Below are 15668 nucleotides of genomic sequence, written 5' to 3' on the forward strand. Positions count from 1 at the left end.
CTACTTTTAAAATTCAAGTTTAATAATTGTACCCTTGCCTAATTCTGATTCAATAGTAAGTTTTCCATTCAACATATTTGCCCGGTCTTGCATATTGGAAAGCCCGTTACCTCCTTTCCCTTGCCTGGGCGTATCTTTATCAAAGCCCTTACCATCATCTTTTATAACCAGTTGAATGCCCGCATCAAACGGGGTAACAGTTATCCAGACATTCTTTCCATCTGCATATTTAGCAATATTATTAATAGCTTCTTTATATATCAGGTAAAAATCCCTTCTTTTTTCCATAGGTAACTGCATTTGAAGTAAATCTTCACTAAAATCAAAATGAAGGTCATAGTCTTTTGCTTCCAGTATCTGGAAAGCCTGTTCTCTCATCCGGTTAATAATATTTTCAAATGCATCATTTTTTGCATTGATGTTCCAAATGATGTCATTCATAGATTCCATGATTTCTGTGGCATGGTCCCCAATCTTACCCAACAACGTTTCATTGTTAAATGTTTTATTCTGCATTTGCTCGCTCAGTATCTTTGAATATATAGCAATTGTACTTATAGATGACCCCACCTCATCATGCAGGTCGCGGGCTATACGGTTGCGAAGGCTATCGAACAGGGTAAGCTGGTGTATGCGATACCTGTACACTGCGTAGGCAGCAGATACAGTTCCTATAATAACAAACATTTTAAACCACCATGTCTGCCACCAGGGCGCCATTATAAATATATCCAGCATCTTAGGTTGTCCATTCCAGTTATTTAAATCAAATGATGATTCAATTATAAAACGATATTCTCCGGCATTTAAATTGGTATATGTAGCTTCATTCATGGTACCGCTGTATATCCAGTCCTTATCAAAGCCTTCCATCTTATATCTATAATGTATATTTTCATGCCTTCTATAGTCAGTTGCTGCAAATTTGAATGTAATTACATTTTGTTCGTATAAAAGCTCAAGTGTGTCGGTAAAAATAATATCCCTGCTTAAAGGAGAACCATATACTCCCGGTGATATGGCTTTATTAAATAGTTTGAGATCAGTTATCACTACATCCGGCGAGGGCAGCGGTTGTATTTTTCTCGGGTTAAAAATACTTATACCGTTCATTCCGCCAAAGGCAATCATGCCCATAGTGGTTCTGCTGTGTGCATACCTGTTAAATTCATTGCCCTGCAAACCATCGAAAACATCAAAATTCCTTGCAGTTCGTAATACAGTGTTAAATGATGATATACCTCTATTAGTACTTAACCAAAGGTTTTGATCATAATCTGGCTCTATGCCGTATATCACATTATTAGCAAGCCCGTGTTCAGTTGTAAAACGTTCAAACATGCCAGTAAATTTATCTAATCGGTTAAGCCCTCCTCCTTTTGTACCTACCCACAAATAACGACCTGGCATTGATACATCGGCACAAAAAGATAAGATAAAATTATTGCTAATGGAAGTGGTATCTTTTTGATCAAACAAATAAGGCTGCTTAATGTAACCGCTGTCTGGATCGTAACAAAAGAGCCCATTTGCGGTACCCAGCCACATAATCCCGTCATCATCATAAACACGCTGAAGGAAATCATAATCATAAACAATCTGATGATTCGGATAAGCATATCGGCTGAAAGTGCCAGATGAAATACTATATTTTACAACCCAGTTTTTATATCCCATCCATAAATTATTCTTAGCATCGGCATAAATTGGATACGGTATTGAGATAACATCATTATAAGGTATTGAGATTTGCACAGTCTTTTTTGTTTGAAAGTTATACTGCACAATTCCCTTATCTATTCCATACCATATATTTCCAACAGTATCTTTTGCTATGGAAATTATATGAGGCTGCAATAAGGAGGGGGTATTTCTAATCTGCAGTTGTATACTGCTGTCAATAACAGGAGAGGCTCCATTAAGATCAATAGTTGTAAAGAAATTAGTGATTAGTTTGCCAGGCTTATATTCAAGAATTTGATACACAGTTTCTCCTGAAAGCAAATGACTGAATTTTTCCACCTCAGGATCAAATTGTACTAAGCCGTGCCCCCCTGATCCTAGCCAAACTACGCCGGTACGATCCGTATAGTATTGGGTAGGTGTATTTATCACCTTCATTTGAACATCAGATGCGGAAATAATACTTCGCAGGTTACCCGTACTAAGATCCAATTGCAGAATACTATTTCTATCTCCCAGCCAAAGTCTGTTTTGCTTATCAATGGTCCAGGAAATATCTGTTCGCTGCGATCGGTACAGGTATTGAGGATAATTGAAATTGTAGTCAGGAAACCGAATAATATTACTGTTGTTTAATAACAAGCAATGATTAAGTGTATCTTCTATAATACGAGGAATAAATGAAGGAGAAATTGTCGTAAATTGAAATCGCTCAATGAGTTTGTAATTTCCTTTCCTGTTAATTTCCATTAATTCCAACACATTGGTTGGGGTAGTAATAAAAATCCTATCACGGCTATCTATAAAAACATCTTCGGCTCCTTCGCGCCATTTACGTTCTAATATGATGGGAGTGAATCGATATACAATTTGCTTATTATTAACATTATTAATAGTTTCCAAGCGATCTATTCCTGTAGCGGTTCTTATCCATAACGATCCGTCTTTGCTTTCGGAAATACCTAATATGGCATTTGACCGGATGCTGTTAACGCCGCTGTGTCTGAAATGTATAAATGTATTTGATGCCCGATCAAACAGATCCAACCCTTCGTTACGCGTTCCGATCCACAATCTTTCCCGTGAATCTTCAAATACACAGGTAAGGTCGTTGCTGGCCATTGAGGTGGTATCTTCAATATTATGATAATACACTTTAAATGAATAGCCATCATACCGATTTAACCCATCACCGGTAGCAAACCACATCATACCCGCTTGATCCTGAGTAATTCCACTAACATAGCTCTGTGAAAGCCCTTCGTTAATGGATATGGTTTTAAATTTTCGAGAAACAACGGTTGGTTGCGCTAATGATGGTATTACTATTATCATCGTCGCCAATAATAACGAGACACTCAATCGCAATATAAAACGAACATTTTTGCAATAAAGCACAGGCATACGGGGGGGATAAATTTAGCAGAAATGCATATTACCCACCAATTAATTTATTCAGATTTACTAATATTTTGTGGATAACCATACGAAAAGAGAGAATTGGTCAACCTTAAAATGCAATTAAAATCTTGGGATAACACGCCATAAACAGCGACACATGTAATGTTGAATAAAGCAAGAGAAGAGAAAAACACTTACTTAAGGTAAGGGTTTTGTTGCCTGAATTATCGCAGGAATATTGCAATTTTTGGGCTACTTTAACCTAAATCTTTACATTTGCAACAGTGATGCAAATGCAAAATTGACTATTCAATAAAAATACAGGCAAGTTATCGCAGCTATACTTCTTACAGTATACGCATTTATTGTTACCTCTATATCACTCTGGCATCATCATGATATTAACCGTGAAAAAGAGCAGACAAACCATTCAGATATGGATATTATTGCTCACCACAACGAAGTATCTTCTGAAACGAGTTGTGCTGTTTGTGCGCATAAATATTCTGTATACTATGGGCTATATCACAATTACAGAAATAGCGGCAGTAATTTTTTATAGCCTGTTGGAAAATGGGTATTATCTGGCCAATCCTCTTTCTTCCTCTTGTTTTCTTTTTTCCAATAAAAGTCCTCTTGTATTATCCTGATTCGCAGGTTTTAATATCATACTGCTTTCTGCTGCATGGGTTGATGGCATTCAACCGCTATTTCTCATTTTAATATAACATAAACAATAGGCTTGTATTGTAAACTATACAGCCTGGCAAGTAATATAATAGTACGACTAAGAAACTATATTTTATCTTAGTTTTATAATCCTCTTTTTTTTTCGGCATTCTCCCAGTCAGACGCTATAAAAGGAAATTTTTATTTAGAAAGCCAGGTGCCTTTACCAGGGATTACAAAACTGCTTGTCAGGGATTTTAATTCATTTGATTTGTTTAAAACACAGTTTGCAGATACTGCTAAAAACCGCTTTGGCAGCGGTTGGGCATATTTCATGGAGAACTGTTGAGATTATTATATTCTCCCTATATACACACTGAACTTAGGATAAATAATATTCAGATAAAATCTTCCACGGCTGTCCTAAGATTTGCTCAATCAAACTTATTTTTTCGAAACTAAGAGCAAAAGGGAAACTGCATTTTTTTATTTTTTCAAATATTTCATCAGTACAGGTTGAATTCCTTGGATGCATTAATGTGATATGGGGCTCATGAAATTTTATTTTTGCGTTTGCATTTTTTAGGATTTCCTCTCTCAGTTCGTGATATTCAGTATTTATTTTGGTCGCTGAAATCAATACGCCTTTTCCATTCGAAAACCCTACAATTTTATCAAAATTTATTATAATGGATTTATGGCTTAATGATTCTAAACTTTCTATAATAGTCGAAATATTTTCGATCTCATCTTCGCGGCACAAAGTAACATGTGCTTTAATTAAAGCATATTGCGCGGGATTATACTTTCCGCGAATATCTTCTATTGTTTCTGCATGTTTTTCGGTTATAAACAAAGTAAGTTGTTTTCTTTTGTTCATTGCCAATTTTTAATCACTTGCATTTTTCGGCTTTACGGGTATCCAGATTTCTTCTTCCGATGTTGGGTCGTTGTTTTTGTATTTGGCACCCAATACTTCGAAGTGAGGACGATTGTCTAAAACATAACCTGAATCCGGCAACCAGTTCCCGAATATATATTCATACACAGCGTTATCGGTATTCAAGCCTTGGTAGTTAAACACAGCATAAAGCCCTCCCGGCAGCATGAATGTTTGCATTTCATCTGGTACGTTATCAAAATTGGCGACTTCAATAGCGGCCCATTTTTCAAAAGTGTTGGTAGGGGCAAAGTGTTCAAAATGTGTCTGCTTATACACTGACATAGAGATTAACTCGTCAGTCAACCTGTTGATTATTTCTTTTCGCCTTGGCATAAAACTTTTCCAAAGTTCGTTTACCCTGTAATTGGAGAAACTAACAATTAGTGGCATACCGATTAATTTCTTTTCGCCTGATATTTTAAATGTTGGTATCATTTCAAAAGAATCAAATGTTCCATTCTGTTATAGTGCACTGTAAATATTACGTATAAACAATGGAAGCTCTATTTCTTTAAGAAATTGGTCTCCAGAAAATCAAATATTTTATCAAAATGTTTTGTTGGTTCTGTATGCGAACCTTCATAAATGGCATGTTGGTAAGGATGTTTAAAATTATTATCCTTAAATCGTTGCATCATTTTATTTCCCATTTCTACTGCGGGTATCATTTCATCTTTGGTAGCGGACAGTAAGAGTACAGCTCCATTTATGTTTTCTACTTTGATGATTGACCTTTGTTCAGCAATAGTATCTTTCAGCATTGCCTCAAAAGTGCCCCTCAGGTCTCTTTTCATTAGATATGGAACAGCTTCTTCGTTTACCGGGATAAAAGGAAGTTCTTTGCCTTTAAAAGTCCAGCAGGAAGTGGTAAACTCCTGCGTATGACCGGGAAAGACAGCATGGCTGGATGACATGCCTATAACACAGGAGATATCCTTGTAATAACTGGCCAAAAGCAAGGCCAGGTCCGCCCCTCTGGAACCGCCGATCACAGCAATTTTATTGCGGTTTATTTTTGGACTCTTTTTAGCCTGGGCAATAGCGTTGTAAACATCATCAATTGCAATCCTATCCAGTATCTTTGGTGTTCCCTCGCAACCAAAATATCCAATGGCTAAGAATGCATAACCTTTATCCAAAAACTCATTTCTTGTTTTTTCCCAGCGGTCGCTAACCCAGGCATTCCCGCCTTCCGAACCTCCAATACCAACAATCAGTGGCAGATCTTTACCCCCCCGGGTGTACAGGACAGCTACAACATTTTTAGGTCTGATTGTGTCCTGTGCCTGGCAGATTAGAGAACTTAACAAGATCAACCAAATCCCTATTGATTTTGAAACAATCATCTTTGTTTTGTTTTTTGCAAAGTTGAATTAAATAAATTCAATAGCTTTTGACCTGCGTCAAAAAATCATTTTTCAGATCTTATCCTGCTTAATGTTTCTTGGGCAATGCCAAGATAGGATGCTATCATCCCTAATGGTATGCGGTGGTGAATTTCCTGATAAGTTTTTATAAAGTGGTCATACTTTTCCTTTGCAGTAGTAAATCGAAGTGAGGCTATCCGCTCCATAAGATGGCCGAAAACAGTGCCCATGGAAAGTCTAGAATAGCGCTCCATCTCAGGGAAATTCTCGAAAAGGTATACCAGGTCATCTACCTTCAGGCAAAATGCTTCAGTGTTTTCAATAGCATCTATGTAGTACATGTCCTTTTGTCTTGTAATAAAGCTTTTGGGTGAATTACTCCATTCATTTTCAGCGGGAAAGTACTCGCTGATCTCTTTTCCATCCTTTATAAAATAGGTACGAAATAATCCTTTTTGAATAAAAAGGGATCGTGTACAAACTTTATCAGCATCATGTACAAGTTCGCCCTTATTGAAAGAAACAAAGTTTATCCTGGCATCCAATGCTGATTTCAGTTCATCGCTTACTCTGATGTACTGTTCAAAGTGCCGGAATAGCAATTCTTTATTTCCTTCAATCTGCTGGCTAAGGTTTGATTCTTTCATAATGATTATATCAAAATTAGGAAATTCGATTCAGGGATTATTTGATCATTAAGATGGAAAGGGCTTTTTATATTGAGCAATTCTGTCAAAATTGACCTACAACAAAATAGGTTACCGCGCAATGTTTATCTACGTCTAGCCATAATCATTTTTGCAAGGGCTCCCACCTGCTTCAATTTATTATATAATTCATTTGCCCGTGGTAAACCGATGCAAAGACGCATACAGTGTTGAAATTGATCTTGAAGCGTAAACATTCTCCCAGGAGCAATGCCTATTTTGTGCGTTAAAGCATAATCATATAATTGTGTTGTGTTGATTTCTTTAGGAAACTCCACCCATAAAGCTAATCCGCCTTGCGGTTGGCTAATTTTTGTTCCTTCTGGAAAATGTTCGGAAATGCAATGTGCATAAAATTTGTAATTCCTCAGCAACGTTTTTCTTAGATTTCTAAGATGATTATCATAACGACCTGTCATTAAGAAATTGCCAATGGCTTCGTGTATGATAGTTGTTGAAGATATAGAATGTACGAGCTTTAACTTCGTTATTCTTTCTAAATATTTCCCCGGAGCTACCCAGCCTACTCTGTAACCAGGGGCTAATGTTTTTGATACGGATCCGCACCAAAGCACCGTTCCATTTTGATCAAAAGACTTACAGCATTTAGGTCGCTCATCATTGAAAAACAAATCTCCATACGTGTCATCTTCAATCAACGGAATATTGCTTTTATCTAGCAACTCTACAACTTTCTTTTTATTCTCATCAGGCATACAATATCCTAGTGGGGTATTGAAGTTAGGTACCAAAAGACAAACATTTATCTTAGGCAATAAGGTTGTCAGTTTATCAATATTAATGCCTGTTACAGGGTGTGTAGGTATTTCCAAAATTTTCAAACCCAAACTAACAGCAAGCTGTAATATGCCCGGATAGCAAGGGCTTTCCAATGCGATTACATCACCAGATTTTGTTAATGCCATTAAACACAGCGCCAAGGCGTTCATGCATCCATTTGTAGTTATAATATCATGCTCGTGTAGATTTCCTTCCCAGGATAAAGAACGACTGGCAATCATCCTTCTTAGTTTTGCATTGCCCTGTAAAGGTTCATACTCTGTTCCACCTTCCCTCAATTCCCTAGTAGCTAAAACAATTTCTTTTTTCAGTCTGGCAAGTGGCAACAGGTTTCCAGAAGGTATGCCAATTGAAAAAAGGGTCAAATCATTTCGCCCCATATTAGAGTAAACATCATTAATCAATTCATTCGGCTCTTTATAACCAAATGTGGGTTTAGGGTGGCTTGGTTTAGATAGCGGGATGTTTAAAAACTTCAGCGAATTCACAAAATATCCTGATTGAGGTTTAGCCTCAACCAGTGATTGTGCTTCCAATTCAAGGTAAACCTTTTTTGCCGTGTTAACACTTATCCCGTGTTGTTTGCTTAAGGTTCTTACAGAAGGTAACCTTTCTCCGGATTTTAACACACCTGCCTTAATCTTTTCAGCAATGTTTTTTGATATTTTGTCGTAAATAAAAGTCTTATTCATTCTACAAAAATAACTGTGTCTATTCAGATATTAAAAACTGTGACTGTATTCATTTTCATTTATTGCTGAAGTTTGCAGGAGTATATCATCAAAAATCAGGATACAACTATGAATAAAGTAGAGGTGAACGCCACACAAGGTTGGCTAAATGGGTTAATTGGTGTAATCTTATTTAGCGGTTCATTACCTGCTACCAGGGTGGCAGTGCTGGAACTGGACCCTGTTTTTCTCACTGCTTGCAGAGCTTCAATTGCGGGAATATTTGCTTTTAGTGCTTTGGTTATTTTTAATGCAAAACGTCCCAACCGCCAGCAGTTTTCCTCTTTAGCTATTGTCGGCATCGGCGTGGTGGCAGGATTCCCTTTACTCAGCGCTTTGGCATTGAGATATATTACTTCAGCGCATTCTATTGTCTCCATTGGTATATTACCGGTGTCCACGGCTGTCTTCGGTATTATTCGTGGAGGGGAACGTCCTAAACCTATTTTTTGGATATTCTCTCTTGTTGGTAGTCTTTTGGTAATAGGTTATGCAATGGCACAGGGAGCTACAGCTTCACCTGTGGGCAGCATACTAATGTTTGGTGCTGTTGTACTTTGTGGGTTGGGGTATGCAGAGGGTGCAAAACTTACAAAATTTTTAGGTGGATGGCAGGTGATTTCCTGGGCATTGGCCCTTTCTTTTCCGGTAATGCTGCCGCTTGCATTTATTTATATGCCATCCTCATTTGAAGGCGTTAGCAGTGAAGCATGGATTGGCTTATCGTATGTATCATTATTCAGTATGTTTATCGGTTTTATTTTTTGGTACCGGGGTCTGGCACAAGGTGGAACGGCAACAGTGGGGCAACTGCAATTATTACAACCTTTTTTTGGCTTGGCATTAGCTTCTTTATTACTTCATGAAAATGTGAATACTGGAATGATATTTATAACTATAGCTGTGATTCTATGTGTAGTAGGTACCAAGAAGTTTGCTAAGTAATAAGAAGTACAAATCTCAGTTTTTTTTACAGGTTTTATGAAATATTGTTCTGCAATTTTATTCATAAATCATGAACTTAAAAGAGTTTTTACAAGAATTATATTTCTCAATAGCGCATAATTATTTGTTATCGTTTGTTGCCCTCGTGTCTAACCTGCTCAGAAAGTTTTTGGGAGCAGTTTCACAATAAGCTTTTTACCACTGTTAATTTGAAAAGCCATTTGTCCTTCTCTTTTTCATAAACATCCATAATCCACTCATCCAATTCTAGTTATTTTATCTGTCGTATTCCCGTATTTTGTGTATAATCTATTATTAGTGCCATAATCTCCGTTTAATATATTCTACTTTAAACTGATTAACAATAAGGAACCTACAACGATGCATCTTTGACAATTAATATTAAAGTAAATAAAAAGACATGAAACATCTCAGAATAACGATTGCCCTTTTACTGATGATTACTTTTAATTCTTTTGGGCAGAACAAATACAGATTACCTATACCCGCCGCTATCCTTCCTGAAGAAATAGTCTATTCTATATCTACGGACACAATTTTCAATGCAGGAGTTATATTTCATGCCAATAAAGAGTTAACGAAACAGGTAGCCATTATCTGGGTTCACGGATGGGGAGTAAATTTTTACTCACCAAGCTACATTGCTATCGGGAGATCTCTTGCTGAAAAAGGTTACACCTGTATTTCGGTGAACACTCGTATGCATGATCTCGGAAATATAGAAGGACATAAAAAGGGCGTAAGATTAAGGGGCGGTGGCTATTGGGGTGTGGCTGGAGATGAAGTAAAAGATATTTCGGGCTGGATTGACTTTGCCGAGCTCAAAGGTTTCAAAAAAATAATATTAGTAGGGCATAGTGCCGGTTGGGCTGCAGTGCGCAGGTATCAGTACGAAAAACGAGACACACGAATAATAGGTTTGGTTTGTGCTTCAGGACAAGTGAGTGCCGATACAAGACTTGTTGATTCCGCGCAATACTTACAGGCTGTTCAGTATATGTCCGAAAACAAGCCGGATAAACTTATAGAAGACCCGAAACGTTCTTTTCCCTCGTATATAAGTGCTGCAACTTATATGGACATTGTAAATACACCACAAGAAGAGAAAGATTTTTTTGGTTTAATCACACCACAGAACGCAGGCATTTCAAAAGTGAATTGCCCAATCTTGATTTTTTATGCGGCAAACAATGATATAGGAAGCGAAGAAGAATTGAAATCTTTGAAATCAAGCATTGAAAAGAATTTTAGACATGTCCAATTAACGACAACAATGATCAAAAATACAGACCACATGTATATGGGAGAAGGAAAGCAAGTAGCAGACATTATTATTAACTGGATTGCTATACTTTGACAAACACGAAATAATTTAATAAAAACGATTAATTCTTGTCTATCAGCAGCAGCTGGACGCGACAGATTTAAAATTCCTAAACTATAGCAACAAGCTAAGACAACATAGTTGATTGGCAAAATATCGGATTGAGTATTAGAACGACAACCCCATTGTCAGCCCGGGCTAGAAAACTACAACTAATGCCAGAAAGTGCCATTTGAAGGCCTGCAAAAATTTAATTTATAATCCTATGTCCTCTTTTTTCCTGATTGTCTACAAATAATTTTCTGGCTAAAGCTTACTGATCAAATCTTCTTTGATAACAATTATTTTTATTGCGATTAATTGAAGTGTCCGGTTTAATAAGCAATTCTTTGTCAAAAACTACCTGAAGGATAATTTCAGCGAATTTCCTACAGGATAAATTCGTCCGATATACCCGGAGTTATATAAATAGTGTTAACAAATGAACGTAAATTCACCTCTGTTTCTAAGTGTAAGATCGGCTGTTAATTAAAAAGAAGAGTAGTATAGACGTAAGAGCACCTGTAAGAATTCTCGGTACGGTAACCTCTCGCATAATAATCAAGCCTGCACCCTCCATTAGCAGATATGTTCCGTATTGCCACCAGCATGCCTCATAAAATCATGTGAATGATGAATAATGTTTTTTATAGATCACATTGTTGACGTATAGGTTGTAGAACCATGCACACCTGCAAGGGGCACTATAAATACCTGCCATTTTTTGAAGAAATACTCAGTACCCAAAAGGCATATATAGAATGATACGACTGAATGGGACAGTAATATCATTCTATAAGAACACTAAAACCTAAGACTCTATTCTTTTGAATTCTCATCACGATAAAGACAATTATTTTTCAAGTTTTCCATCTTTCAGATCATCGTAAGATGGATTGTAAGCATTGCCGACAGCGGACCATTCTTCGGGTGTAAACGAAGGAAATGCGTTCTTAATGCCATTGTAATCTTTTACTTCTATGTCTTTTGAAAAAATCTGGCAGTAGTTAACTCTAAAATCGAACTCTCGTTAAAATTTGTATCTTAACTCTTATATTTTACCTTTGTAGAGAGGCGTTAGAAACGTGCATATAAAGTGTATTTACATTTTGTGACAAGCATTTGACAAGCAATAGCTTTAACATATTGAGAATGAGAATGAAGGAGTTCCTGTTCTGGGCACACAACCACCTTTTTCAGGTGGTTTTTTTATGCCCTGAAGTGATTGTCTGCAAAGGGTTTCAGCGAAATCTCCAATTTTATTGCAATCTATACGTACGTATGGGGGGGAGGTAAAAGAAGGCTACCCAATAAATTGTACTGCTGCCAGTTCCCTGCCCACCTGTTGCACTCCTTTTAAAATTCGCCGGGTTTGTATTGTGGATGGCTTTTTGTTCCCTTTAATATATTGGGCTAAAAGACTTTGGTTCATTCCTATGCGTTCAGAAAGTGCCTTTACATTAATTACTTTGTAAAATTTAAAAAATTGCGGTAAATCCAATGAAATTTTAAGATCCTCTGTAGATATTATTTTCCCCTTATCCTCAAAATACAGGTTTAATGCATCAACAATATTTTGCTTTAGTTCGTCTAATGAACTACCCACAGTATAAACAGGATATTTAGCAGCATAAGCCGAATAACCCGTTTTTGTTCTTTCTACAATCATTTCAATTTTCATAATACTATATTTTATTTGATGCCAGCATCTTTTTTAATCTTCTTTTCAAGCCCTTTACCTACTTCATGGCTGCCATGATTAGGGCAAACAATTTGTCCTTTTTAACCGGGTGTTCCATAATCATGTGGCTGCCTGACTGCCTTATTACAAACCAACCATCTTTTTTAAGCAGTCTTATTAATTCGCTGGATTTCATTATTAACTGTAAAACACAAAAGTAATAAATTTATTACCTTTTTAATAGAAATTATTATGCTGGCTGTAAAGGCAAAAAGTATCTATAATTACAATTTGTGTACCTCTATTGTACCTCAAATAATACCAAACTGATATAAATAATTGATTATCATTTAATAAATAACATTAGTATTGTTCCTGTTCTGGACACTTTAAAAACTCTGTAATTCATTGACTTGCAGAGTTTTTTTTTATGCCTGTCAGGTAACCGTCATTTTTTACATTTTATGCCGCTGCTTATGGCGATCAAATGACAAGTAATATAACAACCAGTTTCCGCTGGTATCAATCCACTGACTATCGAATTTTTTGTTTCAAATTTTATTGGAACAAATCTTTGCCGCCACCGCAATTCCAAAATCAATAAAATGCTAACTGAAGTAATCAACAGAATTTCCAGATTTCGAAAATCATTTTTAAACTACCAGCGATAAAGTGCCTGTCATATTTCTTTGCTACCATTGTTCGTATATGTTAATTATGCTATCGTCATGCTATTATCGTTAAATAACAGAAGTTATTGATGCTATAAAGAACATATTCTCCTTAAAATCCCTTCAACACATCATGTCAATGAATTTCCCGATTTCGTAATTATCATAGTTTGACCGGATTTTAACTTTGCAATTCTTTAACAAAAGATGATTTTTTACCAAAAGAGTGATGCAATGTCGAAACAAAAATTTATCAAATTTTCTATTTCTTTAGTTTTTGCTGTAATGCTTTTCGCAGTGTTTACAGCACAGGTTTCTGCACAAACAAAACAATCCGGGGTAATCGAAGGCAGAATACTGAATGCTGACCGTCAGCCGGAAGAAAATGTAATAGTAGTACTGATCCCGTCAGAAAAACAGACCATGTCTGACGACAACGGCTATTTCGAATTCAGGAATATTCCTTACGGGCAATATACGATATCCGTTAAATCACTGGGCGTAAATGCACAACCCGTTTCTGTTGAACTGAATGCTGAAAAAGTTTCTGTTGGTGAAATTCAATTACAGGAAGATGCAAAAGTTTTGGAAAAAGTGATCGTATCAACTTCTTACCGCCACGTAAATAAAAACAGTGTTCAGGTAGCCAGGCTGCCGCTTAATTATATTGAGAATCCCCAGAATTATGCCGTTGTTCCCAAAGAGTTGCTTCAAACACAATTGGTAACCACTACGGAACAGGCATTGATCAATATCCCGGGTGTGAGCAACCTGTCTATCGCCGGCGGAAGCGGAGGTTCAACACTTACATTTAAATCACGTGGGTTTTCCAGTGGTTCTATTATGTACCGCAACGGTGTATCTACAGGATATGTTTCGCTTACCGACCTGTTTAATATAGACAGGATTGAAGCCATCAAAGGACCTTCAGCCACATTGTTTGGCGGAAACCAGGGCGCATCTTACGGAGGTGTGTATAATCTGGTCACCAAAAAACCATTGGAAGTAAAACGTGGTGAGGTTTCTTTCACTACAGGCAGTTATGAAATGGCAAGAACAACGATTGATTATAACACGCCTTTAAACGAAGATAAAACAGCATTATTGAGAGTTGATGCCATGTATGACAGCAGGAATACATTTCAGCAGCTTGCCCAAAGCTCTGTAGGTTTCGCGCCGTCATTGCTGATAAAAGCCAATGACAGGCTGACTTTACATTTTGATGCTTATTACTACAGGAGCGCCCGCCCCATCTATCTCTTTGGCTTTAATCCTCCTCCAGGCGGAACTGGCGGAAACAGTACTTACGCCGGTAATGTTAAGGATCTAGACCTGGATCCTAAAAACGCTTATTTCAACGCTGACTTTAACAGCAAGCAACAAACATGGGCTGTTACGGGGCAGGCAGAATATAAATTGTCCGACAAATGGCTTTCTCAAACCAACTATTCAATAGCAAGAAGCAATAACAATACAAAATACATTTCACTGCTGGCAAATAAAGCTTCCGCTGCAGACACGACCGTTATTACAAGAAACATACTGGATCTGCCTTACAGCCAGCTATACACACAGCAATTCCAGCAAAATTTTATCGGTGATTTCAGGATCGGCAGCATGCGCAACAGGCTGCTGGTAGGGCTCGACTATTTCAGGACTGATGTTGCTTCATTCAGGGGCTCTGTTGCTTACGACAAAGTTCAGGTTACAGCCACACCAGCACAGTTACTGATAAGGGAGGCTAAGGTTGACAGTCTTACCGTAAGGGCAAATTATAGCGGTGGAAGAGATATTAATGACAGCTATGGCGCTTATATTTCCGAAGTACTTAATGTTACAGACAGGCTACTGTTAATGGCAAGCCTGCGCATCAACAGGTTTGTGGCGGTAAGCGGCGATTATAAACAAACTTCTTTTTCACCCAAGCTCGGTATTTCTTATGAAATAATCGAAAACGCACTTTCCGTATATGGCAATTATAACAATGGATACAATAATGTAAGCTATACTGATTCTCTGGGTAAATTGCTTAAACCTCAATATGCTAACCAGTTGGAAGGAGGTGTTAAGTTCAATATATTACAACATCGTTTAACCGGTACTGTTAGCGTATATGATATTAAGGTTACCAACATTGCAAGGTCGGTGCCAGGTACTATTTACTACGTGCAGGATAATACTCAAAAAAGCCGTGGTATAGATATAGATATCCTTGCCAACCCTGTTGCCGGTATGAATATCGCGCTGGGGTATGGCTATAACGACATACGGTATACTGCTGATAAAGGCAATGTTGGATTTTTGGACAACAGGGTTGAGAGTGCGCCTTATCATGCCGGAAATATCTGGGGTACCTACCAGTTTACTTCCGGAAAATTGAAAGGCTTTGGATTAGGCGCAGGCGGTAACGGGCAGAGCGCTTCTTATGCCAACAACCTGAACACTATTACGCTGGATGGTTTTTTTGTATATGGAGCAAGCCTGTTTTATAACACTCTTAAATTCAGGCTCAGCGCCAAAATAGATAATATTGCCAATAAAAAATATTATACTTATAACTCCTGGCTGTTTCCCGGTCAGCCCAGGATGCTGGCATTTAATATTACTTACCGGTTTTAATGAAATAAAATATCATAGTATAAGCACAACAGCGGTTGTGCTTATACTATTTAAAAGAAGTAGTGT

Annotated in this window: 12 protein-coding genes; 4 read left to right on the top strand and 8 right to left on the bottom strand. The window is 37.3% G+C overall.

Annotated elements, in window-relative coordinates:
• Nucleotides 1-6: 6 nt before the first annotated feature.
• The gene (locus tag DC498_RS11115; protein WP_165813816.1) at nt 7-3018 is read right to left on the bottom strand and encodes a ligand-binding sensor domain-containing protein; all 3012 of its coding nucleotides are present in this window, start codon (nt 3016-3018) and stop codon (nt 7-9) included.
• A 952-nt stretch (nt 3019-3970) separates the two neighbouring features.
• On the opposite strand from DC498_RS11115, the gene DC498_RS26785 reads away from it, so the two are divergent.
• Nucleotides 3971-4102, top strand: a complete 132-nt coding sequence (locus DC498_RS26785; RefSeq protein ID WP_165813817.1) for a Fe-Mn family superoxide dismutase — start codon at nt 3971-3973, stop codon at nt 4100-4102.
• 33 nt (nt 4103-4135) lie between these two features.
• Here the strand turns inward: DC498_RS26785 and DC498_RS11125 are convergent, their stop codons facing one another.
• From DC498_RS11125 to DC498_RS11145, 5 genes are all read right to left on the bottom strand, one after another.
• A complete protein-coding gene (locus tag DC498_RS11125; protein ID WP_116874225.1) occupies nt 4136-4633 on the bottom strand; it encodes a 2'-5' RNA ligase family protein in 498 nt (165 codons plus the stop codon).
• Nucleotides 4634-4642: 9 nt separating this feature from the next.
• A complete protein-coding gene (locus DC498_RS11130; protein WP_116874226.1) occupies nt 4643-5131 on the bottom strand; it encodes a GyrI-like domain-containing protein in 489 nt (162 codons plus the stop codon).
• 68 nt (nt 5132-5199) lie between these two features.
• Complete coding sequence (locus DC498_RS11135; RefSeq protein ID WP_116874227.1) at nt 5200-6042, bottom strand: acyl-CoA thioester hydrolase/BAAT C-terminal domain-containing protein; 843 nt, start codon at nt 6040-6042, stop codon at nt 5200-5202.
• A 65-nt stretch (nt 6043-6107) separates the two neighbouring features.
• Nucleotides 6108-6710: a Crp/Fnr family transcriptional regulator gene (locus DC498_RS11140; protein ID WP_116874228.1), complete on the bottom strand. Its 603-nt coding sequence runs from the start codon at nt 6708-6710 to the stop codon at nt 6108-6110.
• 125 nt (nt 6711-6835) lie between these two features.
• A complete protein-coding gene (locus tag DC498_RS11145) occupies nt 6836-8263 on the bottom strand; it encodes an aminotransferase-like domain-containing protein (RefSeq protein ID WP_116874229.1) in 1428 nt (475 codons plus the stop codon).
• A gap of 108 nt (nt 8264-8371) precedes the next feature.
• On the opposite strand from DC498_RS11145, the gene DC498_RS11150 reads away from it, so the two are divergent.
• Together DC498_RS11150 and DC498_RS11155 are read left to right on the top strand one after the other, a co-directional pair.
• Complete coding sequence (locus DC498_RS11150; protein ID WP_116874230.1) at nt 8372-9247, top strand: DMT family transporter; 876 nt, start codon at nt 8372-8374, stop codon at nt 9245-9247.
• A gap of 421 nt (nt 9248-9668) precedes the next feature.
• Entirely contained in the window at nt 9669-10625 is a 957-nt protein-coding gene (locus tag DC498_RS11155; RefSeq protein WP_116874231.1) for an alpha/beta hydrolase, read from the top strand.
• A gap of 1309 nt (nt 10626-11934) precedes the next feature.
• Here DC498_RS11155 and DC498_RS11160 read toward each other — a convergent pair.
• A complete protein-coding gene (locus DC498_RS11160) occupies nt 11935-12312 on the bottom strand; it encodes a type II toxin-antitoxin system HicB family antitoxin (RefSeq protein ID WP_116874232.1) in 378 nt (125 codons plus the stop codon).
• A 58-nt stretch (nt 12313-12370) separates the two neighbouring features.
• Complete coding sequence (locus DC498_RS26790; RefSeq protein ID WP_370443905.1) at nt 12371-12508, bottom strand: type II toxin-antitoxin system HicA family toxin; 138 nt, start codon at nt 12506-12508, stop codon at nt 12371-12373.
• 709 nt (nt 12509-13217) lie between these two features.
• On the opposite strand from DC498_RS26790, the gene DC498_RS11170 reads away from it, so the two are divergent.
• Nucleotides 13218-15602: a TonB-dependent receptor gene (locus DC498_RS11170; protein ID WP_165813818.1), complete on the top strand. Its 2385-nt coding sequence runs from the start codon at nt 13218-13220 to the stop codon at nt 15600-15602.
• The last annotated feature ends 66 nt before the right edge of the window (nt 15603-15668 follow it).

The sequence above is a fragment of the Terrimonas sp. genome, assembly GCF_003075435.1.
GTDB lineage: Bacteria > Bacteroidota > Bacteroidia > Chitinophagales > Chitinophagaceae > Agriterribacter.

Coding starts and splice junctions, on each gene's coding strand:
- DC498_RS26790 (WP_370443905.1), bottom strand. CDS start 12,508: ATGAAATCCAGCGAATTAATAAGACTGCTTAAAAAAGATGGTTGGTTT.
- DC498_RS11135 (WP_116874227.1), bottom strand. CDS start 6,042: ATGATTGTTTCAAAATCAATAGGGATTTGGTTGATCTTGTTAAGTTCT.
- DC498_RS11155 (WP_116874231.1), top strand. CDS start 9,669: ATGAAACATCTCAGAATAACGATTGCCCTTTTACTGATGATTACTTTT.
- DC498_RS11160 (WP_116874232.1), bottom strand. CDS start 12,312: ATGAAAATTGAAATGATTGTAGAAAGAACAAAAACGGGTTATTCGGCT.
- DC498_RS11140 (WP_116874228.1), bottom strand. CDS start 6,710: ATGAAAGAATCAAACCTTAGCCAGCAGATTGAAGGAAATAAAGAATTG.
- DC498_RS11115 (WP_165813816.1), bottom strand. CDS start 3,018: ATGATAATAGTAATACCATCATTAGCGCAACCAACCGTTGTTTCTCGA.
- DC498_RS11170 (WP_165813818.1), top strand. CDS start 13,218: ATGTCGAAACAAAAATTTATCAAATTTTCTATTTCTTTAGTTTTTGCT.
- DC498_RS11125 (WP_116874225.1), bottom strand. CDS start 4,633: ATGAACAAAAGAAAACAACTTACTTTGTTTATAACCGAAAAACATGCA.
- DC498_RS11150 (WP_116874230.1), top strand. CDS start 8,372: ATGAATAAAGTAGAGGTGAACGCCACACAAGGTTGGCTAAATGGGTTA.
- DC498_RS11130 (WP_116874226.1), bottom strand. CDS start 5,131: ATGATACCAACATTTAAAATATCAGGCGAAAAGAAATTAATCGGTATG.
- DC498_RS11145 (WP_116874229.1), bottom strand. CDS start 8,263: ATGAATAAGACTTTTATTTACGACAAAATATCAAAAAACATTGCTGAA.